This is a genomic window from Candidatus Wallbacteria bacterium (genome assembly GCA_028687545.1).
Lineage (GTDB): Bacteria > Muiribacteriota > JAQTZZ01 > JAQTZZ01 > JAQTZZ01 > JAQTZZ01.
Genome location: JAQTZZ010000014.1, coordinates 59,519 through 84,602, shown reverse-complemented (window position 1 = coordinate 84,602; position 25,084 = coordinate 59,519). Strand labels below are relative to the sequence as shown.

The window sequence follows — 25,084 nt, the reverse complement described above, 5'->3', positions numbered from 1 at the left end:
CTGACGAGTACCAGACGTCATTTTTATAGCCGCCGCTACTGCCGCCGAACACCCAGATCTTATTGTCAAAGACCAGGCAGGAGTGCCCGTCCCTGGCTGACCAGGCTGCACCGGCAGTCGCCAGTTTCCAGGTTGCTCCATCCATCGAATACCAGACATCGTTTTGATTGGTGCCGTTCCATCCGCCAAGCATCCAGATCCTGTTGTCAAAGACCACGCTGGCATGGGAGCTTCTCGCTGTGAACGGGGCTCCGGCAGTGGCTCTGGTCCAGGCTATGCCGTCTGTAGAAGACCAGACATCGTTTTTATAATGAGAACTGCCTGTGTCGTATCCTGCCAGCAGCCAGATCCTGTCATTGAAAGTCAGAGCAGTGAAGGCTGACCTGGCGCTCCAGGCAGCAGTGCCGGCCTGAACCCAGGTTACACCGTCAGTCGAATTCCAGACATCGTTCAGCGAGCCGAGGCCGTATGTATCCAAGGCTCCGCCCATGACCCACATTTTATTGTCAAAGACCAGGCTGGCATACTGCCCTCTAACACTCCACTGTGCTGTACCGGTAGCCAGGGTCCAGGCTGCCCCGGATGCTGCAGTGTAAATCAGGGTCCTTACTGTATCGGAACTGCCCATCACCGAAGTGATGACTGCAGGACTGGCCCAGCTGGAAAGTGTCTTGCATTCAAGTGTGTAAGCCGTGTTTTCCTGAAGCTCGACCGTGTCCCCGCTGTATTTCCAGTTTATTCCGCCGTCCATGCTCCACTGGGCACCGGCTGTCAAAGCTTCAGCAGGGCTGAGCGTTACTGTCAGCAGATGCATGGGAAGCGGTGCTGCAGTGATCGTGACAGACAGTTCGGCTGTGGCAGTAATGTTCCGCAGCGTCAGGCTGGCCAGCAGTCCGGTTGTCCCTTCAGAGCCAGGTGCGGTAAAGATATTTTCACTGATGGTTCCTCCGCCGCTCTTTTTGGTCCAGGCGATGCTGGTGACTGTTTCTTCGCTGCCATTGGAGAATGTCGCTGTCACAGCAGTATTTCTCAGATTGTACGTCCCGGCAGGGTTAAGGTTGATGGAAGACGGAGAGATCGTGATGCCGGTGAGGGTGCGGGCAGGCAGGCCTGAGAGATACTTGAGTACTCCTGGTCCGTCCATGTAAAACCAGTAGCCGTGTTTCGGGTCCAGTTTGCTGAGGTTGGAAAATGTGATGGCCGGATTGTTCATGAAGGAGCGGAAACCCTCACTGCCGCCGTCCCCTTGACCGCGGTAGAATCCCATGATGTATTTGACCACACCGTCAATGGAGGTCTGGTTGAAAATAGAATCGATCACAGTGCCGGTCTGGATTTCCAGTGTGGGAAGGCTGTTGGATGAGGAAAGCCAGTAGCCGGTCAGGTTCCAGCCCTGCGACACTGTCCATTCCATTGTGTCTGTAATGGCTGTTCCTGTCACTTCCAGCGTGGCTGCCTGATTCATGTAAACCCAGTAGCCGTGATATCCGTCCATTGTCGTCAGAGTTGAGAAGTCCTTGAGGCTTTCGAGATTCATGTAAGTTTTGAAGCCTTCAGTGCCCTCGTCGGCCGGGTTTCTCATGAATCCCATTACATATTTCATAGCTGGCACACTGTTGAAAATGACTTCTATGGACTGGCTCGACGGCTGCATTCCGAAACTGATCAGATTCCAGCCCGGATTGAGAGAAATTTCGGCAGTCTGGGAGAATGACGGGATCTGTAACGCTAAGATTCCCATCAGAGCTACGATTAACGTCAAACTCCCGAGATTTTTCATGATCCACCTGCCTTCTGAAAATTATTTTGAAAATATTATTAAAGAGATGACAATAATGCAAGATTCGATTTGAATTTCAGTACAATAAAAGAAGGGGCGATTGAATCGCCCCTGCAAGATAATGGAAAACAATTTCAACTTCCCTATTTCGCATCAACCGGTGAGATGTAATATCCAAGGAAAATTCCGCGCACCTGGCCGTTTTCGATCGGACCCAGAGTGGATTCATAACTGCCGGGCTTGGTCACGTCCAGCAGCCAGAACTTGGCGATCCCCTTCATTCTCACTTTGTCCCTCTGATAGATGCCGTAAACGCTCTTCGGGGCTTGTGAGGTATTGTCTGGAGAGACACAGGTCAGGGAATTGTCTGCTTTCCTGATGCTCACTATCGGTACCAGCACTATCCGCTGGCTGTCTGTAGCATGGCTGTTCCAGGTGCTGGTGTCTGCCCCTACGTTGAAGGCTACGCCTGTGTTGGTCTGGTCAGGCAGGTTGTAAGGCAGGGTGTCGATAATCGCTCCTGGAGCCAGGAAATACTTGTTGCCGTATTCGATGTTGGTCAGGTATTCGTCCGAGTCGGTAGTCAGCCCGTCGTCGGCATTGTCCAGGTCCAGGGCCCCGTAATTGGTGCGTGCCGTTTTTGAGACTGCAGGTGCAATGGAGCTGGCCATCACATTGTTGAGGATCAGGCGGTAAGCCGGGGTATTGGAGGGATCATGCCCACCCATGAAGCAGACTATCCCGCCCAGGTCAGTGGAATTGATCTTGTATTCTCTGATCATAGCTTTAGCATAGTTTGTGCTGCTGTAAGTGAAATATTCGTAGATGCCGTATTTATATCCTGCAGCGGAATTATTCTTGGCATAGATATTCTGGGTAGAGATCAGGCTTGGAAGCTTGAAAGCATTGGTGCGTCCGAGTGTACCGGAATCAGCAGAAATGGTTGTGACGTGATTCTGGGTCTGCATGATGTCCCTTGGACTTAGTGAATAGGTCGGGTTGTTATTCGTATTGACATCTGTGTGTTTGACCCATTCCCAGACCCAGCCTGAGTATCTGCAGGCGTCGCAGTCGCTGCCTGAACTGCTGCTGCAGCGGTAACAGGCAGAATATTGCTTGGTTGAGTAAGAATTGAAGAACATGCGGGGAATGTACTGGGAGGTGTCTGTGCCGAATGTATCATGATTGTAATCTTCCAGAGCATTGTCGAAGCGGTCAGTGGCCCAGCACATGTTGAAATAATAATGTCCTGCAGAAACCCACTGGGCGATCTTGGCAGGAACCTGGTTGTTCTGGAAATCCTCGTGATGCGTATAAAGCCAGTCGTAATTATTGATTGTGCCGTCGATCACTCCTGCGTCGTGGATCCAGGAGAAAGGAATGCCGGCCTGTTTCAGCACTTTGGCAACGACCTCGCTGTTGCTGTCCTCATTGACAGTATAGGAGAGCTGGTCGGTCGGGATCTTGTCAACCATAGTACCGTAAACCCAGCTGTTTCCAGAATCAATTGAGTTGAGCTTGAAATTTAAAAATCCGCGGATGGTCGTGCTTTTCTTGCCGTTCACGTCCAGGGTGGAAACAACAGGAATTTTTACATAAAGCTTGTTGGCATTGATCCTGGTCTGCAGTCCGTCGCAGGTGGGGCCGTTCATGTTTCCGGTCTTGGTATAAATCGATTTACCCACATAGTAGGTTTCGCCGTTGGGGTTGGAAGCTCCATTGATAATATTGCTGTTGTAAACGCTTGCACCTTCTCCACCCAGGGTCAGAGCGCCATAGTTTCCGGCGCCGTAGGTGCCGTTGGCACCGCTGCCGTATTTCAGAGTGTACTGAATTCCCAGCTCGTAGCCGAATGGATAGGTCCCGGTTTTGTCCTGCAGACCCCAGGGCATCAGGTCTCCGGGTGAATAGACATTGGCTGTGTAAACAGCCACCTGCGGATAATTTGTGACATGCACGATCTGATATGGTCTGCCTTCGCTGCTGTTGTTTGCAGCGAGCCAGTTGGAAAGCGTGGCTGCCTGGGCTGCGGTCAGCGTGATCTTGCTGACGCTTGAGAAGTTCACTGTAGGGCTGGTGGCGCTGGTGGCTGAGAGGATCGCTGCATTGTAATCCACCAGATAGGAACCGCCGTTGTAATCCAGCAGCCAGTCCACAGCGTAATTGTTCTGCAGGCACCAGTAAACAAGTCCGTATGCTTTGATCAAGTCAGCCTGCACGTGGCTGCCGACCTCGGGACAGATCGGGTCATTGGCGTCAGTCGGATTGCAGTCGCCTGTGCTGTCCATTGGGATCAGGATTTTTCTGCCGATGGCGTCCGCCGGTTGTCCCAGCCCCAGTTTGAGCAGGTATTCATATCCCTGGTAGAACTGGAAACTCGAATTTTCAGTCCAGTTGTCTGCCAGGACACCGTCGATGTAAAGTTTCTGTTCTGTAGAGTTATAGGTGGTTCTGCCGTGCGGGATGCCCCATGGCACGAGATCATAGGTATTTTCCTTGATCAGCCTGGCTGAGCCGTCTGCGCAGACTTCGGCCAGTGCCTGTGAATTGAGAGTGACATCAGTGAATCCGAGCACTTTGGCGAAATAAAACGGCACATTCAATTGCGCGTCTATGAAGCAGGTCTCTGTGCCTTTGACTACATTGTAGCTGATCTGGGCCGAGGCAGAGCAGTTGTTGTTTAAGACAGTCCTGACCTCGCTTGAAATCTGGTCTGCCGAAAAACCCTTACCCATGCACTGGGCAGCTGAGAGTGCCGCGAGCTGGGTAGCCTGGTCCAGGCTGGATTTCTGCATATAGCCGTTGCCCACGTCGATCGCCAGGGCAGCCATGCCCATCATTACTACTATGGAGATGGCGGCGAGCACGAGCGAGACGCCCTTTTTCCCGATTTTGTGGTTATACTGCATACTTCCTCCTTACTTATTTTAATATTAACTTATTATAGAGCAAATAGAATACCATATAGATGGTTGCCATGTTTCTCTAAGACCCTGTACTGATTGCTTTGCAAAATGCAAACAAAACCATTGCAATTCGCAAGGATAATGATCAATATGATTAATTAAAAAACATTAAGTCTAGCCGTGGCAATTCGCACTTATGAAATCATTTCTGTTTCAGCTTTCTCCATAATGTGGACTGATCTATTCCCAGGATCTGGGCAGCTTTCTGCTTGTTGCCGTCAGTGTGGCGCAGCACCCGCTCTATATAGCGGCGGTTAAGGTCATCTATAGAAGGCCAGTCCCCATCGATTCCACTGTCACCTGCGATCTGCGGTGTCTCGAACGAAATGTCTTCCACCAGGTCTGAATCTGAGAACAGCACCAGCCGTTCCACAAAATGCCGCAGTTCCCGGACATTTCCCGGCCAGGGGTATCCTGAGAGCTGATCATAGCAGCCAGACGAAAAATGCACGTTTTTATGATACTGATTGTTGAACTGATTCAAAAAAAAATGGGATAATAAAAAGATGTCTTCTTTGCGTTCCCGAAGCGGTGGGATCTCGAAATGCACCACTTTCAGCCTGTAAAACAGATCCTCTCTGAAGCGGTTTTCAGCGACCATTGATTCCAGGTTACGGTTGGTGGCTGCGATCAGGCGCACGTCTGCCTTTTCCTCAGCACCGCCCACAGGGGTGAAAGCCTTGTACTGCACGAAATGCAGGAGATGCACCTGGATCTCAGGCTTCAATTCTCCGATCTCGTCAAGAAACAGAGTGCCTCCTGACGCCTTTCCGATCGCTCCAGGAGTATCGACCTGGGCTCCTGTGAAACTGCCCTTTTTGTAGCCGAACAGTTCCGAATTGACCAGTTGCTCAGGACGGGCAGCCAGGCTGAAGGTGATGAAGGGCTGCTTCCCGCGCAGGCTGTTGAAATGGATCAGGCGTGCCAGCAGATCTTTGCCTGTGCCGGATTCACCTGTCAATAGTATCGTGGTGTCTTCATCGATGATTTGCGCAAGTTTCTGGAATATTCCTTTCACTGCCTGGGATTGAGTGATGAACTGCTCGAAACTGTATGATTTTTTCAGTTCATCCTTGAGCTTCAGGTTTTCGCTCTGCAGATTCCGTTCTTCCAGAAGCCGCCTGACCAGCCTTCTGATTTCAAAGGGCTTGATCGGCTTGGCCAGGTATTCGTCCGCGCCTTCCTTGATGGCATTGATGGCATTGTCGATGGTGGCGTAACCGGTCATCACTACTATGATCGTCTGGCGGTCTGTTTTCCGGATGCTCTTGATCAGGTCGAATCCGTCCATACCCGGCATTCTGAGGTCAGTCAGGATCAGGTCGAACCCTGATCCCATTTTTTCCAGGGCAGCTTCAGCGCTGCCCGCGGTTTCCACTGCATAGCCCTCGCTTTTCAAGCTTTCAGAGATCAAAAACTGTATTTTCTGCTCATCGTCGACCACCAGGATTTTAACCATTTTTAACTACCTCTTTGGGAAATTTAAGCAGGAAGCAGGCGCCCTGCTCTGCCTTGCAGAGAGCGATTTCACCTTCGAATTTGAGCATGATCTGCTCTGAAATGAAAAGGCCCAGCCCGTTTCCCTCGCGTTTGCTGGTGATGAAAGGCTCAAACAGTTTGGCCGTCATTTCTTCCGGTACTCCGGGTCCGTTATCCTGAAAATAGAGCCTGACTGATTGCCCGTCCTCGTCTGACCTGATTGAAAGGGAACCATTGTGATCAGTGGCTTCGGCTGCGTTGAGGATCAGATTCAAAAAAACCTGCTTGATTTCAGCAGGGTTTGCAAGGATCACTGCATCGAGTTTCTGCGGAAGGGTGATGGAGAATTTCTCCAGGCTGCGATTCTGCCTGACGAATTCCACTGTTTCAGAGAGCAATCCCAGCAGATTCACAGGCGATGTAGCATGGCCGGAGCGCGAAAAGTTGAGAATTTCCGCGAGCTTCCCTTCCAGATGTTCGCTCTCGTTCTTGATCAGTTCCAGGTATTTCCTGTTTTCAGGTTTCTGCTCTGATTCCAGGAGCAGGGAAGTGAAGCCTAGAATGGAGGAAAGTGAATTGTTTAGTTCATGGGCGATGGAGGCAGAGAGCCTGCCCAGGGATTCCAGGCGCTGGCGGGCGATATTGCGCTTTTCGTATTCCAGGAGCTGGCTGTGCGCTGAATAGAACTTGTTCAGGATCAGATAGATGAATGAGAGGAGCAGGCCGATCAACACCACGAAAAAGAAGGAAAAGAAACGTTTGAGTTCCAGGGAGAGATTGGTGTTGCTGAGTATGATGGTGGTTTTGCCCTGAAAGCTGTTGATCAAAAACAGGCCCATTCCAGTGAAAGGGATGGCAATGAAGATCAGGAATGAAAAGAAATAGTTCAGAGACAGTTTGATGCGCTCCCTGGGGAAAAAAAGCAGATAACCGAGCATCAGCAGAAAAACGACCGGGAAAAAAGTGAAAAGAGGGTTTGCAAGCAGGGTTTCAAGCGGTTTAGATTCTGTGATGATCAGAAAGATACTGAAGCACTGATAAAAGATCATGTAAATGTTCAGAAACTGGAACTCCACATTCAGGTCGTCTTTGAGTGAGAGCAGAAACTGGATTGAGGTGAGCATCAGCACGCTGAAAATCGTGCTGTAGAGGAAATAAAAACGTTCGGGGAATGTTGAGGAAATAGCGAGCAGAAGCAGAAAACTGAGGTGAAACAGCAGAAAGATCCCGCAGAGGGCGGCTCTGGATTTTCCGGGAACTGCTATCAGATCCAGCAGGAACAGGGAGAACAACAGGCAATACAATCCGCCTGAGAAGGGTGCGAGAAAGGCACTGGAAGTTCCCAGAAACAGATAGAACGAGCAGAAAGCCAGGCAGAAGAAGAAAAGCGGGAGCCGCCTATTGAACTTTGACATAAGAGGAAGACTGGAGGTTGAAAAACTGCTCAGTTGTGATCACAGGAAAGGGAAGATATGGCTCGTACTGATAAGAAATGACAATTGTACAGAACACTTCCTGGGTGGGATTGGTGAAATAGACTTTGCCGTCAGTTGAGGTGGAATAAGTCACTGCAGTGCCGTTCACATCCTTGTAACTGATCGTGATGTTGTTGGCCGCCACTGTGAAACCTGTGACTGAAGCATTGATGATGGAAGTAAGCGTGGTGGGGCTGTCGCGCAGTGCCGCCGCCTTGCCCGCCTCTGACACTGCGTAATTCAAGGTGAGCTTGTAATTGAAAAGCTGGCCGAATTCCACGATGCCGAATATCACCATCAGGATCATCGGCAGCACAAGTGCCGCTTCGACGACGCTCTGTCCCTTTTTTTTCATAATTTCCCCCAGAATAGTTGAGCGATTCCCGCCAGTCCGTAAAAGACACCATAGGGAATGCCCTCTGATTTTTCAAGCTTTTCAGCTTTTTTAGCCAGAAATTCCTTGTTCGCGATCGATTGCAGCTTCTGATGCAGGTTGGCGAAACCGCCGTGCCGCATGATTGTATACAGAGAACCGAAGAATCCCAGAGCAGATCCAACCAGGAAGATGAAAATCACTCCCTGAACTCCGCTGAACGCTCCGCAGGCCATCAGGAGTTTGAGATCCCCTGCTCCCACTCCATGGAGCAGAAAGGGAAGAACGAGCAGGCAGAAACCCAGACCGAGCCCCAGCATGCCGTCTTTCAGAGAAGGGATGCCGCCAGCAATCAGCCGCCAGATCATTCCGCAGAACATGGCCGGGAATGTGACCCAATTATAAATTCTCCGATATTTCAGGTCTGACCAGATGCAGATAAGGATTGCGCAGATGTAAATCGTCATACCGAAATAATTTAGAGCAATCTCCGTGCCTGACATGAAAACTCCGATTTTAGGCTTTATTTACAAATTGTATCTCAAATTACGATAAATTGCATTGCAAAATGCAAGGGAGGTTCGAGGACCGAGGCACGAGGTGCGAGGCTAAAGATTTTAATCAAATGTCTCTTCTGGTTCTCCGAGCCCCGAACCTCGTACCCCGAACCATATAGCAGTTAAATTAATAATCTGCTTCACTACAATTCGTATCTTACTACAAGCTTTACATTCCGTTTCCAGATTTTGTTGAAGTAGAACCAGTTGTCATAGTCACGGTCAGAGAGTGGCTTGAAATTGACGACAATTCCATGGGCGGTTTTGTCCATCCAGTAAGGAACAATGTCGTCCAGCGGTGAAATCTTGACCCATTCTTTGGCTGAGCCGTATCCATAAGTAGCCACAGTGGCCTCGGAAAGTCTGCCGAAGGTGTCGAGGTCATAGAAATTGTGAATTTCGGTGGTGGAAAGGAAGCCGACAGACATCCCTCCTTCCTCTTCCTTGCCGCAATGGATATTTATCCTGTCGATCTTGAGATAGGAGTCTACGATGTTGATCGGATAGGGAAGTGCTGAGAGGTCGAAGGTCAGGTACAACCGGTACCAGGTAGAATAAGAGCGGATGGAATTGAAGTAGCTGGCAGGGTAATAATCATAGAATCCCGGCCCGACAGTGGAATAGCCGTAAAATACGGAGGCGTTTTCGTGGCTGCCCAGGACCCCCACCGTGAAAGGCTCCACACTGCTGTAATCGTAAAACCAGTTGGTCATCGGATGATGGAAAGGGTTGCTGTTGTATGCTCTTTTAGCAGTGTACTGCGTGGCTGTGAGGGCTGAAAACTCGATCTGCCCGATGCTTGGAGTGCCCGATCCTGCGCGGCCGCTGCGGCTTGCATAAGACTCCAGTATCCTTTCGTTGTCAGTATTCGTGTTTTTCTGCATGAAATCGCTCACCCTGACTTTTTCCAACAGCTGCGAGATCAGGGCCAGCACATAATTGCTCCTGATCCCGCCGACTTCATTTAATAGTTCTGAAGCCTGGAAAGAGCCTTCGTCGATCTTGGCCGAGTATTTTGCGAGCAGCACTTCATACTGTTTTTTTCCGAAAAAGGTGATGCCGGTTCCTGCAGCTGCAGCCTCGTAAACCAGCAACAGAACAAGAATCACTGTGAGTGTAGATTTTACCATGACTTATTCCTCCCCTGGGACTGCTGTTTTTTCACGGATCTTATTGATATCGCCAAGCCGCTGGCCGAACTCACGGCAGAGTTTCAAAAGCGACGGATCCTGGCTGTATTTCTGGACAAACTGCTGGACATCCTCATCATGGTCGGAAATCATGTTGAGTTCCATTTCCATTTTAAGTGATTCGTACATCTGAGGTTCCAGTTCAGTGCCTGCGTATTTCCGCAGATCCGCAGCTTTCTCCTCCAGATAGTCGTATGACAGGTATTCACTCCTGCCGGCCTGGGTCATGGTCAGGAGCAGGAATTCATCCCAATAGGTGTCCCTGGCGAAGCGCAGATGCCTGTAATTGTCCATTTCCCAGGTTGTGGGAAGCGGGCCTGTGATCAGCGTGGGAATCCAGATGCTGAGTCCTCTGGCTTTGTCCACATTGACGTCCGAGGAGTCTGAACTTATATAATTGGACTTGACAAGCCGGGAGACTTTGGCTTTGCCGCTGCAGGTAGTGGAGACTGCTCCGGGAATTTTGTAATATTCCATCTGCGAGGGGCAGGCGGTGTGGTGGACTGTAGGATAGAGCCTGAATGAATAACCGGTGCCGCCTGCATTGGTGAAGATCCAGGATCCTTCTCCTCCGGCAGGTTTGATATCCATAATGTTGTTTTTGAAATCCGGATTAGTGCTGATGAAGCTGAAGCTGAAATTGACCGAGGTTTTGTCCCACTGATAAATCGAGAAATTTTTCGGGAAAACCTGAGTGATCATCGCAGGGGAGATCTGGTTTGTTTTATAAGGGTCCCGATAAATATACAGATTGACCAGGTGGGTGTCGGTAAAAGTGGAGACAAGAGTCCCGTCTTTGGTTTCTCCAGTGGCTGTGCCGTCGGTGATCTGATCCCGCACGGCGTTGCAGATATTCTTGACTGCCGGATAAACTGTGGAATAGGTGGCATTGGCAGCGATCTGGTCTGTGAAATCGCAAAGGTCCACATAATAATGGCGGATTTTCGAGTCCCAGGTGTCGCTGATGAAATAGGTGGTGGCAGGAATGATCTGGCCGAAGGCCGTCTTGTCGTAATAAGTATAAAGCGCCAGGCCGAGCTGGCTGACCAGCCCTGCGGTTTCATTGAGATTTTTGGTGGCAAGGCAGGAGAGAGTGCTTGATCCGACTCCGGCTGTTGCATAATACTCATTGAAATATTGTGTGATGGCCTTGGCAAAATCCAGGGGTTTGATACCCATGTTGAAGCAGGGCAGATTGATCAGTTTTTCATAAGGCCAGCCGTTGACATTGATCGGCAGCTCAGAGCCCACAATATAGTCTACCCATGGCTCGAACTGATAGGCGACTTCCAGCATCTGCATCAGGCAGGCATCGAATCCCAGAATGTCCAGTTTCTGGCCGGTCCGTTCCTTGAAAAAAGAGAGTGAATTGTAAATCTCCGTCAGAGTCAGTTCATCCCTGTTGGTGGAGTCTGCGCAGACGCTTCTGACGAGCTGCGTCCTGATCACGTCCGTTTCCTGGGTATCCAGACCCTGGTCGATCCAGCCGTAGCCGTGGTCCCAGAGGATGAGCATATATTTTCGGGCCGGGAAATTGGTAACGCAGTAAGAGATGAAATTATTGAGTTCTGTGCCTGAACCCATGTTGATTTCACCCATGTCCTGGAGCATGGTGGAGCCGATGTTCGCCTCGTCCGAATCGTGCTTGATCAGGAAGCGCCTGGTGTCTGTCCAGTTGCCGTTCGAAGTGTCATAGCCTGTGATCCTGTCCAGCTGCACCACGACCCGCAAGCCCCTGTCTTCGACGAAACCCTTCTCGATCTGATTCATGTTCCTGATCGCATACGGCTCCAGGTTGTTGTCCCCGTCCATCCAGATCATGACCGTCCAGGCGCTCCATTTGGCTACGGTTGTAGTAGAATCGGCACACAGGGCCGGGATTGACGTAAGAATCAGAAGGAACAGCCAAAACCTCATACTTTCTCCCTTCTGATTTAATTATAGCTGCAATCAAGAGTACCGCCAAATGGTGAAGAGGTTTCTGGAATCTCTATTATTTCCTGATCAGGAAAATGAACTTGTCGCGGAACGGCAAAGGATTTGAGAAATGGAAGCCGGGAAATTCCTTCCAATAGAGTTCAAATGGGCGAGACACTTCGTAGAAGCTGTGCCGTTTCTTTTCCGAAAGGAATGAGGTAACGACAAAACTTCCTCCAGGTTTGAGGTGCTCCCTGACATTCCTCATGGCGAACGAAAATTTATCGTCGAAAACGATATGCTGGGTGACGTCAATCATCAAGACCAGATCATAAATATCCTCAAGGCTGTCGGAACCGATGTCCAGCCTGTCGAATCTGAAACCGCTTTTCGCCCTCAATTCAGGGAAAAGCACGTCGCTGATGTCGATCCCGCGATAATTGGCTGCACCTTTTGATTTGAGAAGTTGCGCGTAATAGCCGTTTCCGCATCCGATGTCAAGAATGCTGATCCTGGAATAATCAAGGCTGCACTGGTCCAGCAAAAGTGCCAGGGTTTTACCGGCAGTCTCGTAATCTTTCAGGTTTTCCTCAGTCGATAATCCGGCATCTCCTACGCCTGTCAGTTCCAGTCCATGGGTTTTGTGCCGTTCGTCCCAGTAGTCCTTTGATCTGTAATCACGTCCTGAACGGTATTTGAGCCGTTGAAAAAGAAGCCGGATCCGCCTTTTCAATACTCCGATCGGGTCAGCCAGAAGTTTTTGCAGTTTCATTGTTACGCGTCAGTCAGGGGGAAGAACAGAACCGCTGTCGTGCCTACGCCTTCCCGCGACAGGAGATAGATATCACCGCCGTGGGCCTGCATGATCCGGCGGACGATTGCGAGACCCAGGCCGCTCCCGCCTTCCCTGGTGGTGAAAAAAGGTTCGAATACACGGGGCAGAGTTTCAGCCGGGATGCCTGCGCCCTTATCTGAGATTTCGACTTTAAGATGTCCGCGTTCCAGGTTCCCGAAGTATCCTTTGATGCTGATGACAGTATTCTGATTGGAAAAATGCAGTGCATTATACAGGAGATTCAGGAAGACCTGTTTGATTGAATTGGCATCTACCAGCGGTTCGGGGATGTTCTCCCATTCCTGCACTATTTCTATCTTCTTCTGCTTGAAGTCGTGCTTCATCATCGTGAGAACCTCTCCGGTGAGCTTCTGGAGATTTTCCTTCTTGAATTCGAGTGGCTTGGGGCGGGCGAACTGGAGAAGCTGTTCCACGAAAAGATTCAGGCGTTGTACTTCTTTCTGGATCACCCGCAGGTCTTTCTTGAATTCCGGAACAACGGCCTCTTCCAGCATGACCTCAGTCAGGCCCTGCATCGTTACCAGAGGATTGCGGATCTCATGGGCGATACTGGCCGACATTTTACCCACCATGGCCAGCTTGTTTTCCTCCATGGATTTTTTCAGATTTCCCACCATGGTGTTGAAAGCAGTGATCAGTTCACCCAGTTCGTTTTCGGCTTCTATTCCCTTGATCTCCCGGTAATCCCCTGCTGCGACGCCCCTGGCTGCCATGGCTGTAGCCCTGATCGGTCCCACAATCAGGCGGGAGATGAAGTTGGTGATGAAATAAACAAGGCTGAAGACTACGAAAGAGATGATGGCGTAATCCAATATGAGCGAGCCGATAGCTTCCTGCAGGTTGACGATCGAAAGCTTGACTACGATCTCGGCGCTGCGCCCCCCGAGCGCGAGCGGAGTCTTGACTTCCACGAAGCGGGTGAGATCGAAGTAGTAGCTGGCTTCCAGAAATTTCACCCGGGCAGACTTACCGGATTTCAGATCATTCTGTACTTTTGGAAAGCTATAGAGGATTTCGTCTCCATCCCTGACCGTGACCTGGGAAAGATGCCAGAATTCCGCTATATCAGCTAAGAATCGGTCGAGACGGTCGGTGTTGCTGAAATTTGCGTCCACCATCAGGGCAATGCTGCGGGCCAGAAACTGGGCGTTTTCCAGGCCTCTCTGCAGCATGAGCTTTTGCAGGATCACCACTGAAAAAATTGCCAGCACCAGGATTGTGATCGCAGACAGCACCAGAAAATGGAAGTTTATCTTTGCTCTAAGGGTTTTCATGCTCGGCCAATTTGTTTTTGGCAAATGAGAGCATCGCGGAATCCTGCTGACTCTCGGCAAATTGCTTGAGCCTTTTAAGGATGTTGCGGGCCGACTCTCTGTCATTCAGGGACAGGAATATTTCGTAAAGTTCCTTATAGGCTTCAAGATAATACGGATAGATCTTCACTGCCTCTTCCAGGTATAGCTTGGCTTTGTCGTATTTTCTGCGTTCTCGGTAGATCTTGCCAAGTTTGAATCTGACATCTGCGTAACCGGGATATTCTTCAGCGATCTGTTCCAGGCGGTAGATTTCCTGATAATAAAAAAGATAGAGCATGTAAATCGCCACACTGGTAAAAAGAAGCCCGCCTAATAACCAGATTAAATAAATCATTTTGGAAAAATCTCGCTTAGAATCCAGTCTACTATCTCAGTTCGCGCCTGGCTGCTGATCAGGAGTTCCCCGCCGGAATAGAATTTGTCCTTCTGGAACTGCCAGACCAGCCTGACCCTCATGGAATATGAGTTGCCTAAAAACTCAAAGGACAGCAGCAGATCAGTGGCCAATTCCTCCTTGCTCTCCAGTTCACAGCCTGAACCCGATAGCCCGGTGATCATGACAGGAACACTCCTGCCCTGGAATTCCGCTCTGGCCTGGATCACTGTTTTCTTCCGGAAGAACTTTCTGCGCTGATTAATCTTACGCCTCCGCGAAGCTGCAGGTAATTTCGCAGCCTTTGCCGGGTTCAGTTTTGATCTTGAAGGTTCCGTTGACCAGGCCCATGCGCTCCCTGAGGTTGATCAACCCGAAATGCCCCTCGAAATCCGCATGCAGTGAGAAACCCTTCCCGTCATCCTTGATCGTTAAATAACAGAGCTGGTCTACTTTCTCAAGTTCGATCGTCACATTTTTAGCCTGGCTGTGTTTCCTGATGTTGTGCAATGATTCCTGGATAATCCTGTAAAGGTTGATCTGCATCTCTTTTGTGAAGTTGAGGGTTTCATCCAGCGAGATGATCAGATTGATGCCCGTGTCTTTTTTAAATTGCTCCAGGTAGCGGTTGATCGCTGGTATCAGTCCCAGGTCATCCAGTGCCATGGGGCGGAATTCGCGGAGAAAGCTGCGCATCATCAGCATGGTTTCTCTGCCGAGTTCTCCTACTCTGGTCAATTCCTTGGCTGCCTCCTCCTGATTGCTGTCTTTCACTTGTTCGTAAAGCTCCAGATGCAGGATCAGGTTGGACATCGTCTGCGCAGGACCGTCATGTATTTCACGGGTGATTCTCTTGTATTCCTCTTCCTGGGAGCTGATGATATGGCGATTCAGATTTATCTGCTGCAATTCACGGTTGAACTGCTTGATTACATTGCGGGCATGTTTTTGAATGCTGGTTAAAGCCATATTGAAATAATCCATTTGCTGGACATTTCTGTTCAGAAGCTGTTTTTTAATCTCTTCACATTCCTGTAGAATGTTTTCCAGTTCTAAGCTTTTGTTGTCCATGGACCCTCTAGCAAATTTTAATTAGTCAGACTTTGGATAGGTGCCGGCACCCTGCCACCGCGCTTGATGAATTTGTAGGAGCTGAACTTGTTGACAGGCATGATCGGGGCTTCACCAAGCAGGCCACCGAAGCTCACGGACTCCCCGACGTTTTTCCCATAGACCGGGATGATCCGGACCGCAGTGGTTTTATTGTTGATGACTCCGATCGCCATTTCATCTGCGATGATGGCGGCGATGGTCTCATCCGGTGTGTCGCCTGGGACTGCCACCATGTCCAGACCGACAGAGCAGACGCAGGTCATGGCTTCCAGCTTGTCAAGGCTCAATGCTCCTGCGCGGACCGCAGCGATCATGTTGGCGTCTTCCGATACAGGAATGAAAGCCCCTGACAATCCCCCGACATGTGAGGTAGCCATCACTCCGCCTTTTTTTACCGCATCGTTGAGCATGGCCAGGCAGCAGGTGGTGCCGTGAGTGCCGCATTTTTCCAGTCCCATTTTTTCCAGGATTTCAGCTACGCTGTCACCCGGGGCTGGAGTCGGAGCCAGAGAGATATCGACAATTCCAAAGGGTATTCCCAGCATGCGTGAGACTTCCTGTCCCGCCATCTCTCCCATCCGGGTGATCTTGAAGGCGGTTTTCTTGATGATGTTGGAGAGTTCGGTCATATCGGCATCTGGCGCTGCTTCCACGGCTGAGAGAACAACACCCGGCCCTGAGATCCCCACGTTGATGATGCAGTCAGGCTCTCCGATACCATGGAAAGCACCTGCCATGAATGGATTGTCTTCAGGCACGTTCGCGAACACCACGAGCTTGGCGCAGCCGATGCTGCCCTGGTCTTTGGTGAGGCGTGCCAGTTCCTTAATGATTTTGGACATTTTATAGACAGCGTCCAGATTGATCCCGCATTTGGTGGAAGCGAGATTCACAGAGCCGCAGACGCGTTCCGTTTGTGACAGTGCGACAGGGATCGATTCCATCAGACTGTCATCGCCTGGAGTGGCACCCTTGTGAACCAGCGCTGTAAACCCTCCGATGAAATTGACTCCGACATCCTTGGCGGCCCGATCCATGGCTCTGGCGATCTCTGTATAATCATGCTCCTTGGCTGATTCAGCGAAGATCGAGACCGGGGTTACTGAGATTCTTTTGTTGATGATCGGGATGCCGTATTTAACCTCGACCTCTCTGGCGGTTTTGACCAGGGAATTAGCTTTCATCACGATTTTTTTATAAACCTTGTCCGCAATCTCGCCCACTGAATTGCCTGAACAGTCCCTGAGGGAGATCCCCATGGTGACTGTGCGGATGTCAAAGTGTGAAACCTCGATCATACCTATGGTTTCGAGGATTTCTTCAGGGCGGATGCTCATGAGGACTCCTGGTCAGCTAATGAAATTCCTGCTGTCATAAAAATCATCCTGTTTTTGCGGGGTTCGCGGTCCGGGATTCGGGGTTCGGAATTTTTCTTCCCTCGCACCTAAAACCTCGTGCCTCGTATCTTTTGTACCTGTCTTTATAATCTATGCATATACCTGAAAACATTCTCATGCTGAACAAAGATCTTGATTCCCAGCTCTTCCCCAAGCCCCTCGAGCTTTTCCTTCAGTTCATTGAAGGCGAGCGAGGAGCCCTGGGTATTGAAGATGATCATCATGGTGAACATCTCCTTCATCAGGGTCTGGGTCATGTCCAGAATGGAGCAGTTGTATTCCGCAAGCCGGGTGGTGATCTTTCCCACGATCCCGACCTTATCCATGCCGAAGGCTGTCAAGACTACCTTATCCAATTGAACCCTCCGGGAATTAAAAATACCTTATATTTCCGGTTCGGAATCATTTTATTCCCTGATCTGCTAAAAAACAATAGTCTCTTGACAAACCAGCAGCCTGGGTATAAAGTCATCCGGATGCAGCCTAAATCCCGAGAGTCTCTTACCTTTGAGGTTAGAAACTTTAGGGGTGCGGGGGAACCAATCTCCGGGGCGTATCCCAGCCTCTAACAAAGAGTACTTTGTAAGAGTCCGGGAAGGGCACTTCCAGGCCCGAGCCCGTCAGCTAACCTCGCAGGCATTTGGAAGGGCAATGGCGGAATGTTACTCCTCCACTGCCCGTTGGAGGAGTCTTGAAAAAACCGGTTACGGATTATTCTTCGTTTCTTAAATCTCTCGGACTAGTTTTCGGTGATATCGGTACCAGCCCGCTTTATACTCTGGCAGTAATATTCCTGTTGATACCACCCGAATCGGCAAATATCATCGGAATCATTTCGCTGATTCTCTGGACCCTTTTCGTGCTGGTCACTGTAGAATATGCCTGGCTTGCCACTCATCTTTCACTGAACGGCGAGGGAGGCACGCTGGTGCTGGCAGAGATCATCAAGCCAAGGCTCCGGGGTCGGCGCTTGATTTTCATGACATTCATGTCTTATCTGGGCATATCCCTTCTGATCGGAGATGGAGTGATCACGCCTTCGATCAGTATCTTGAGTGCAGTAGAAGGCATCAGGCTGATCCCAGGCTGCCTAAACTTTTCTCAATGGACACTAATTATTCTGGCCGGCACTATCGCGATTTTCCTCTTTTCATTTCAGAGATTCGGTACTGAAAAGGTGGCCGGAACATTCGGACCTGTGATGTTCCTATGGTTCATAACTCTTGGACTCTATGGCATGTATTGGATTATAAAGGCACCCGGTGTTCTGCGGGCATTGAATCCGCTGGAAGGACTCTATTTCCTCGTCAATCATGGAATTCATGGGTTTTTAATCCTCTCGGCAGTAATCCTTTGCAGCACAGGTGGCGAAGCCCTTTACGCGGACATGGGCCATCTGGGCCGTCTGCCGATCGTGCGGGCCTGGTATTTCGTATACTTTACTCTGATCCTCTGCTATCTTGGCCAGGGCGCTTTTCTATTGCTTCATCCCATCGTTACGAATCCTTTGTTTTCTATGGTATATGCGCTATCCAGACCATTGTACGTTCCATTCCTGATTCTCAGCATCATGGCGACTGTGATCGCTTCCCAGGCCATGATCAGCGGGATGTTTTCCATCGCTTTCCAGGCAATGGCTGTCCGCCTGATTCCTCTGCTGGGCATCGATTACACTTCTGCCCGCATCCGCTCCCAGATCTACATCGGGATCGTGAACTGGTTTCTCTGCTTTTTTGTGCTGCTGATGATGTTTGTTTTCAAGAATTCGGCAGGTCTTGCGGCTGCTTACGGGCTGGCTGTAACAGGGACCATGACTATCACCGGGATTCTGATGAGCTGGATTTTTTTCATCCGTAAGAAAAAACTGCATCTGGCTGCAGCAGTGATTGTCACTTTTGTCGATCTTATCTACCTTTTAGCCAATCTCCACAAGATTCCTCAGGGAGGATACTGGACTCTGGTGATTTCCTCGATCCCTCTATTCCTGATACTGCTATACACCAATGGACAACGCCGTCTTTTCTCAAGATTGAAACCCACTCCACTCTCGGAATTCAGGGAAAAATACCTGGAAGCGCGTTCCAATGGGCGGATGCTTGAAGGGAATGCAGTGTTTCTGGCAAGAGATCCGAATTTCATTCCTCCATACATAGTCAGGACTTTTTTCACTCATCGGATCATATACTGCAATTCCTACCTGGTTTCTGTTTCTTACACCACAAAACCGTATGGCATTACCTCCGTTTTTGGAGAAGAAATCGCGCCCGGTTTGCGGCCGTTCCTGATCAGCGCGGGGTACATGGAGCATGTGGAACTGGAGAAAGTCCTGACCGAAGCCAGCATCAACGCGGTAGCAATATTTTATGGAGTTGAAGAGATCGATACTGAGAGTCCGGTCTGGAAAATCTTCCGCTTCATTCGTAAAAATACGCCTCATTACATTGAGTTCTATCGTCTGCCGTCTGAGAAGCTGCACGGCGTGATCACCAGGGTTGAAATTTGACGATTTGACAAAGCAGCCGTGAAAATATAAATTTTAACGGAAAATTTACTGATTTCAGTAAATTATTTATGATATTTTTACACAAGCAGCCGAATCCTTGTAATGATAACTGCAAAAGGATGCGGGGGAACCAATTTCCTGGGGCGTATCCCAGTCTCTAACAAAGAGTACTTTGTAAGAGTCCGGGAAGGGCACTTCCAGGCCCGAGCCCGTCAGCTAACCTCGCAGGCATGTGGAAGGGCGTTAGTGAAAATCACTAAAAGTGAACTCATTTCGGACTTATCAGGCCTGATCAAGTCTCTGGGCCTGGTGTTCGGAGATATCGGCACCAGCCCTATTTATACCCTGGCAGTCGCACTGTTGCTGGTTCCACATGAACCGGCCAATGTGCTGGGAATCGTTTCTCTGATCATCTGGACGCTTTTCGTGCTGGTTACGCTTGAATATGCCTGGCTGGCTACTCACTTGAGCCGCAACGGTGAGGGAGGTACTCTGATCCTGGCTGGCATCATCAAACCCAAGCTCTCAGGTGCGAAGAAGTCGATCATCACCTTGCTCTCTTTCCTGGGTATTTCGCTGCTGATTGGTGACGGAGTGATCACCCCTGCAATCAGCATCCTGAGCGCCGTGGAAGGAATCAGGCTGATTCCCGGCTGCCTGGATGTCTCTCAATGGACTCTGATCATACTTGCGGGCACGATCGCCCTGTTCCTGTTTTCGGTCCAGCGCAACGGAGCCGGAAAAGTTTCCGGGACGTTTGGCCCAGTCATGCTGGTCTGGTTCCTCACCCTCGGCATTTATGGATTCTATTGGGTCCTGAAGTGCCCTGAAGTGATCCGGGCGCTGAATCCGCTCGAGGGACTCCTTTTTCTTTGGCATCAGGGCAGCAGGGGCTTTTTCCTTCTCTCAGCCGTGATCCTCTGCAGCACAGGTGGCGAAGCCATGTACACGGACATGGGACATTTAGGCCGCCTGCCCATTGTCAGGGGATGGTACTTTGTGTATTTCACCCTGATCCTCTGCTATCTGGGCCAGGGCGCATTCCTGCTGCTGCATACCGGAGTAGTGAATCCCCTGTTTTCCATGGTGAATTCGGTTTTGCAGCCATTGTATGTACCTTTCCTGATCCTGAGCATCATGGCCACTGTGATCGCTTCCCAGGCCATGATCAGCGGGATGTTTTCCATCGCCTTCCAGGCCATGGCAGCCCGCCTGATTCCACTCTTTAAAATAGACTATACTTCCGCCAAAATCCGCACGCAGATCTATATCGGGATCGTCAACTGGTTTCTGTGTTTCTTCGTACTGCTTCTGATGGTTGTTTTCAAATGTTCGGCAGGCCTTGCTGCCGCTTACGGGCTCGCAGTGACCGGCGACATGACTATCACCGGAATCCTGATGTGCTGGCTCTTTTTTCTGCGGAAACGGAAGCTGCACCTTTTCGGAGCATTGACAGTGGTTCTGGTGGACCTGACATATCTCTGCGCCAACCTGCATAAAATACCCCAGGGAGGCTACTGGTCGCTGGTGATTTCCTCCATCCCTTTTCTGCTGATCCTTCTATACACCAGAGGCCAGCGGCGATTGTTTGAAAGGCTCAAACCAACTTCTTTAACGGAATTCAGGGAAAAATACCTGGAAGCACGCTTTGCCGGGACAATGCTTGACGGGAATGCGGTATTCCTTGCGCGCGACCCGAATTTCATCCCTCCTTACATAGTGAGGACATTTTTTACCCACCGGATTATCTACCGCAACTGTTACCTGGTTTCAGTATCTACCACTACTACGCCTTTCGGGGTCAGCTGGACTTTTGGCGAGGAAATCGCGCCTGGACTGAGGCCGTTCCTGATCACTACCGGATATATGGAGCAAGTTGAACTGGAGCAGGTGCTCACAGAAGCCGGAATCAACGCAGTTGCAGTTTTTTATGGAGTAGAAGAGATCGATACTGAGAGCCCGATCTGGAAGATTTTCCGTCTGATCCGTAAGATCACCCCCCATTACATTGAGTTTTACCACCTGCCTTCAGAGAAACTGCATGGGGTCGTCACCAGAGTGCAGATGTAAAAACCGGATGCAGGGTTTGTTAATTTGCATGTTTAAGCTCAATCCGCTAGAATTTGAGCAGAATTAATTTGGAGATATCAGATGGACAACAAGATCGACAGGCATTTCATAGCAGTACCGCCGGAGATTCTGGATTTGATGGATATTCTGCAGTCCATGACGTTCAAACTGATCAAAAAATACCCGGAGCGGTATGACGCGGTGAAGAATCTGCCATTGTTCAAGGAGTCGTATTCAGAGATCAACAAGGGATTTAAATTTTTGAAACCCTATCTGACCAGGATTACCAGTTTTGTGACTGATGGATTGTTTTTCCTTGTGCAAAAACCCGTTGTAGTTTCCGAGGCCTTTGAATTCGTGGAATTTGCGAAGCATGTGATTCAAACCTTGCTTAAACCCAGCCTGCTTCAGTCAATCAGCGAGCTGCCGGCTGCTGTAGCAGAGAAGAAGCAGCTGCTCAGGATTCTCGAAATCCTGGAAAAAGAACTGCTGATTTTCAAACCCTGCCCTGAATTGGAAATCGACCTTTCGGCATGCCTGAACAGCTTGAAAACTGCCGGCAAGTGGACTCCGGATATTTTTTCTGCTGCCCTGGAAGAAACTGCTGGCAGGATCCGGAGCAGGCAGTTTGAAAATTCCCCGGCCTGAAGATAAACTCTTTTTTATGATCAATAGTTACGGGGGTGAAAAATGTCCAATGGAATTTACGAAGTTAAAACACCTGTCAATGAGCCGATCCTTGCTTATGCCCCGGGGGCCAGGGAAAAAAAGGAACTCAAATCCAGACTGGCTGAACTCAAGAGTAAGGAATATGAAATACCTCTGATTATCGGTGGAACTGAGATCAGGACCGGGAAGACCGGAAAATGCATCATCCCGCATGATAAGAAACATGTACTGGCAGTCTATCATAAGGCAGGGGAACCTGAGATCAGGAAGGCCATCGAGGCCGCACTCGCTGCTAAATGGCAGTGGGAAAACATGCCCTGGGAACACAGGGCGGCGATTTTTCTGAAAGCCGCCGAGCTGCTGGCCGGTCCCTGGCGGTCCACTCTGAACGCCGCCACCATGCTCGGGCAGAGTAAGACCGCCTTTCAGGCAGAAATCGATGCTGCCTGCGAACTGATCGATTTTTTCCGTTTCAACGCCTATTTCATGAGAGAGCTGTACAAAGATCAGCCCGGTTCCACTTCCGCATACTGGGACAGGCTGGAATACAGGCCACTGGAAGGTTTCGTGTTCGCCGTCACTCCATTCAACTTCACCTCGATCGCGGGAAACCTGCCGTCAGCTCCGGCCATGATGGGAAACACAGTGCTCTGGAAGCCTGCCTCCACTGCTGTCTACTCAGGGTATTTCCTGATGAAACTGTTTGAAGAAGCCGGACTGCCCCCGGGTGTGATCAACTTCATCCCCGGCACAGGGGCACAGATTGGCGAGATCGTGCTCAATCACACTGAACTGGCCGGGATCCATTTCACGGGTTCCACCAAAGTTTTCCAGCAGATGTGGAAAACTGTCGGGAACAACATCGGGAAATACAGGAGTTACCCGCGCATCGTCGGAGAAACGGGCGGCAAGGACTTCATCTTCGCTCATCCGACGGCTGACATCAGGGCTCTCGCTACAGCCATGATCAGGGGAGCCTTCGAATACCAGGGCCAGAAATGCTCTGCCGCTTCGCGCGCCTTTGTGCCGAGGAGCATCTGGAACAAGCTGCTCAAGATACTGGACAGCGAGATCCGCACGATCAGGATGGGGGACACCGAAGATTTCACAAACTTCCTGGGTGCCGTGATCGACCAGAATTCATTCGACAACCTCAAGTCCTGCATCGAAACCGCCAGAAAGAGCAAGGACGCGGAAGTGGTGATCGGCGGGAAATGTGATTCCAGCAAGGGATTTTTCATCGAGCCTACCGTGATCCTCGCCAAGGATCCCAAGTTCAAAACCATGGTGGAAGAGATCTTCGGCCCTGTGCTCACGATTTACGTCTATGCTGACAAGGATTATGAAAAAACGTTGAAACTTTGTGATGCCGGATCTCCTTACGGCCTCACGGGCGCTGTCTTTGCCCGGGACCGCTATGCCCTCGTGCAGATGGAAAACGCTCTCCGCCACGCAGCCGGTAATTTCTATCTGAACGACAAGCCTACAGGAGCAGTGGTAGGACAGCAGCCGTTCGGCGGAAGCCGCGCTTCAGGCACCAATGACAAGGCCGGCAGCAAGCTTAACCTGATCCGCTGGACGAGCCCCAGGGCGATCAAGGAGCTGTTCGACCCGCCCAAGGCGTATGGATATCCATTCATGGCTGAAAAGTGACTGTTGAAAAACACCCGTCTGCGTTGTTGTATAGAGGCTTTTACAAATTTATTTGTTAGAGCCTCTTATGCCTAGCATCCGGATGTTTTTGAACAGTCATCTTTAGTAATCATATATTGACGATCAATTATTGATGAATTGATCCATCTCAATCTGAGACGGTAGATTATCAAAACGATACGGATTCACCAGATAGTGAATTGCCTCAGCGCGTCTCTATCTGCGTTTATCAAGGGATTGGATTTTGGCACGCGGATTGTTATATCCTCTGCATCAGCCGGAAAACCAGTTTATTGACAAAAAATCTCCGGCAGAATAGAATCTATTCAATGAATTACGGAGGTACATTTGATGGCAAAGAATGCTGAGCGCGACACTATGGTAGAAGAAAAAGAAGCAAAAGGACTGGCAGATGACAAGAAGCGTGCGCTGGATATGGCGATTTCCTATGTGCAGAAGCAGTTCGGAAAGACGGCCATCATGCGGCTTGGCGATAACTCTCAAGTTTTGAAAGTGGAGACGATTTCCACTGGAATACTCACTCTGGACAAAGCCCTCGGGATTGGCGGCCTGCCCCGCGGTAGGGTCGTCGAAATCTTCGGCCCGGAATCGAGCGGTAAGACTACGCTGGCCTTATTCGTGACTGCAGAAGCCCAGAAATCCGGCGGCATCGTGGCCTTCATAGATGTGGAACACGCTCTGGATCCTGAATATGCCAAGCTTCTCGGCGTGGATATCGATAACCTCCTGGTTTCCCAGCCCTCCTCAGGCGAGGAAGCCCTTGAAATCTGTGAAACACTTATCCGCAGCGGCAGCGTCGATGCCATCGTGCTTGACTCCGTGGCAGCTCTTGTAACCAAAGCCGAGATCGAGGGAGAAATGGGGGATGCCCATATCGCGCTGCAGGCGAGGCTGATGTCACAGGCACTGCGCAAGCTCACCGGTGCCATCTCTAAAACCAAGACGCTGATGATCTTTATTAACCAGATCCGCGAAAAGCCCGGCGTGATGTATGGAAACCCTGAGACCACCCCCGGCGGACGCGCCCTCAAGTTCTATGCTTCGGTGCGCATCGAGGTAAAAAAATGTGGAAATGTGGAAAAGGCCGGAGAGCAGGTCGGAACCCGTGTCAAGGCGAAGGTCGTCAAAAATAAAGTGGCTCCTCCCTTCAAGTTTGCAGAATTCGAGATGATTTTCGGCGAAGGCATCTCCAAAACCGGCATGATCGTAGATCTGGCCGCTGAGTATAACATCATCGAGAAGAGCGGAGCCTGGTATACATATGGCCAGCACAAGCTCGGGCAGGGTAAGGAAAACGTCAAGCAGTTCTTCAAGGAAAACATCGACATTTACAACGAGGTCACATCCAAAGTCAAGGAGAAACTGGCTGGCTGACG

The 25,084-nt window shown here is 50.2% G+C and carries 20 protein-coding genes and 2 riboswitches; of the genes, 5 read left to right on the top strand and 15 right to left on the bottom strand.

All coding sequences use genetic code 11. From position 1 onward, the window contains the following. The 15 genes from PHW04_08435 to PHW04_08365 form a co-directional block, all read right to left on the bottom strand. A partial coding sequence (locus tag PHW04_08435; GenBank protein ID MDD2715904.1) for a hypothetical protein occupies positions 1–1,780 on the bottom strand: 1,780 nt, incomplete at its 3' end. A 143-nt stretch (positions 1,781–1,923) separates the two neighbouring features. Next, positions 1,924–4,689, bottom strand: a complete 2,766-nt coding sequence (locus PHW04_08430) for a pilus assembly protein TadG-related protein (protein MDD2715903.1) — start codon at positions 4,687–4,689, stop codon at positions 1,924–1,926. A 199-nt stretch (positions 4,690–4,888) separates the two neighbouring features. After that, positions 4,889–6,205, bottom strand: a complete 1,317-nt coding sequence (locus PHW04_08425; GenBank protein ID MDD2715902.1) for a sigma-54 dependent transcriptional regulator — start codon at positions 6,203–6,205, stop codon at positions 4,889–4,891. Next, positions 6,198–7,640 (bottom strand): HAMP domain-containing sensor histidine kinase, encoded by a 1,443-nt coding sequence (locus tag PHW04_08420; protein ID MDD2715901.1) that lies wholly within the window; start codon positions 7,638–7,640, stop codon positions 6,198–6,200. Before PHW04_08420 ends, PHW04_08425 begins: the two co-directional genes overlap by 8 nt. Further along, positions 7,624–8,055 carry a TadE/TadG family type IV pilus assembly protein gene (locus PHW04_08415; GenBank protein ID MDD2715900.1) on the bottom strand — a complete coding sequence of 144 codons (432 nt, stop codon included), beginning with the start codon at positions 8,053–8,055 and terminating at the stop codon, positions 7,624–7,626. Before PHW04_08415 ends, PHW04_08420 begins: the two co-directional genes overlap by 17 nt. Then, positions 8,052–8,576 carry a prepilin peptidase gene (locus tag PHW04_08410; protein ID MDD2715899.1) on the bottom strand — a complete coding sequence of 175 codons (525 nt, stop codon included), beginning with the start codon at positions 8,574–8,576 and terminating at the stop codon, positions 8,052–8,054. The genes PHW04_08415 and PHW04_08410 overlap by 4 nt, the downstream gene beginning before the upstream one ends. Before the next feature lie 197 nt (positions 8,577–8,773). After that, positions 8,774–9,760, bottom strand: coding sequence for a hypothetical protein (locus tag PHW04_08405; protein ID MDD2715898.1), 987 nt, complete (start codon positions 9,758–9,760; stop codon positions 8,774–8,776). Positions 9,761–9,763: 3 nt separating this feature from the next. After that, positions 9,764–11,737: a clostripain-related cysteine peptidase gene (locus PHW04_08400; protein MDD2715897.1), complete on the bottom strand. Its 1,974-nt coding sequence runs from the start codon at positions 11,735–11,737 to the stop codon at positions 9,764–9,766. Between the two features lie 76 nt (positions 11,738–11,813). Continuing rightward, entirely contained in the window at positions 11,814–12,509 is a 696-nt protein-coding gene (locus PHW04_08395) for a class I SAM-dependent methyltransferase (protein ID MDD2715896.1), read from the bottom strand. Positions 12,510–12,511: 2 nt separating this feature from the next. Further along, positions 12,512–13,867, bottom strand: a complete 1,356-nt coding sequence (locus tag PHW04_08390) for an ATP-binding protein (protein ID MDD2715895.1) — start codon at positions 13,865–13,867, stop codon at positions 12,512–12,514. After that, complete coding sequence (locus tag PHW04_08385; protein ID MDD2715894.1) at positions 13,854–14,243, bottom strand: tetratricopeptide repeat protein; 390 nt, start codon at positions 14,241–14,243, stop codon at positions 13,854–13,856. Before PHW04_08385 ends, PHW04_08390 begins: the two co-directional genes overlap by 14 nt. Beyond that, the gene (locus tag PHW04_08380; GenBank protein MDD2715893.1) at positions 14,240–14,548 is read right to left on the bottom strand and encodes a PilZ domain-containing protein; all 309 of its coding nucleotides are present in this window, start codon (positions 14,546–14,548) and stop codon (positions 14,240–14,242) included. The genes PHW04_08385 and PHW04_08380 overlap by 4 nt, the downstream gene beginning before the upstream one ends. A gap of 1 nt (position 14,549) precedes the next feature. Beyond that, positions 14,550–15,353 carry a sensor histidine kinase gene (locus PHW04_08375; protein ID MDD2715892.1) on the bottom strand — a complete coding sequence of 268 codons (804 nt, stop codon included), beginning with the start codon at positions 15,351–15,353 and terminating at the stop codon, positions 14,550–14,552. Positions 15,354–15,370: 17 nt separating this feature from the next. Further along, positions 15,371–16,732 (bottom strand): PFL family protein, encoded by a 1,362-nt coding sequence (locus PHW04_08370; GenBank protein MDD2715891.1) that lies wholly within the window; start codon positions 16,730–16,732, stop codon positions 15,371–15,373. 143 nt (positions 16,733–16,875) lie between these two features. Continuing rightward, positions 16,876–17,148: an ACT domain-containing protein gene (locus tag PHW04_08365; GenBank protein MDD2715890.1), complete on the bottom strand. Its 273-nt coding sequence runs from the start codon at positions 17,146–17,148 to the stop codon at positions 16,876–16,878. A gap of 145 nt (positions 17,149–17,293) precedes the next feature. Continuing rightward, a riboswitch (cyclic di-AMP (ydaO/yuaA leader) is annotated at positions 17,294–17,446 on the top strand. 37 nt (positions 17,447–17,483) lie between these two features. Between PHW04_08365 and PHW04_08360 the strand changes: the two genes are divergently transcribed. The 5 genes from PHW04_08360 to recA all read left to right on the top strand — a co-directional run bounded on the left by PHW04_08360 (position 17,484) and on the right by recA (position 25,082). Beyond that, positions 17,484–19,295 carry a KUP/HAK/KT family potassium transporter gene (locus PHW04_08360; GenBank protein ID MDD2715889.1) on the top strand — a complete coding sequence of 604 codons (1,812 nt, stop codon included), beginning with the start codon at positions 17,484–17,486 and terminating at the stop codon, positions 19,293–19,295. 77 nt (positions 19,296–19,372) lie between these two features. Next, positions 19,373–19,541: riboswitch (cyclic di-AMP (ydaO/yuaA leader) on the top strand. 6 nt (positions 19,542–19,547) lie between these two features. Beyond that, positions 19,548–21,365, top strand: a complete 1,818-nt coding sequence (locus tag PHW04_08355) for a KUP/HAK/KT family potassium transporter (GenBank protein ID MDD2715888.1) — start codon at positions 19,548–19,550, stop codon at positions 21,363–21,365. 81 nt (positions 21,366–21,446) lie between these two features. Beyond that, on the top strand, positions 21,447–22,013 hold the full coding sequence (locus PHW04_08350) for a hypothetical protein (GenBank protein MDD2715887.1): 567 nt from the start codon (positions 21,447–21,449) through the stop codon (positions 22,011–22,013). 42 nt (positions 22,014–22,055) lie between these two features. Beyond that, positions 22,056–23,687 carry an L-glutamate gamma-semialdehyde dehydrogenase gene (gene pruA, locus PHW04_08345; protein MDD2715886.1) on the top strand — a complete coding sequence of 544 codons (1,632 nt, stop codon included), beginning with the start codon at positions 22,056–22,058 and terminating at the stop codon, positions 23,685–23,687. A 405-nt stretch (positions 23,688–24,092) separates the two neighbouring features. After that, positions 24,093–25,082, top strand: coding sequence for a recombinase RecA (recA, locus tag PHW04_08340; protein ID MDD2715885.1), 990 nt, complete (start codon positions 24,093–24,095; stop codon positions 25,080–25,082). The last annotated feature ends 2 nt before the right edge of the window (positions 25,083–25,084 follow it).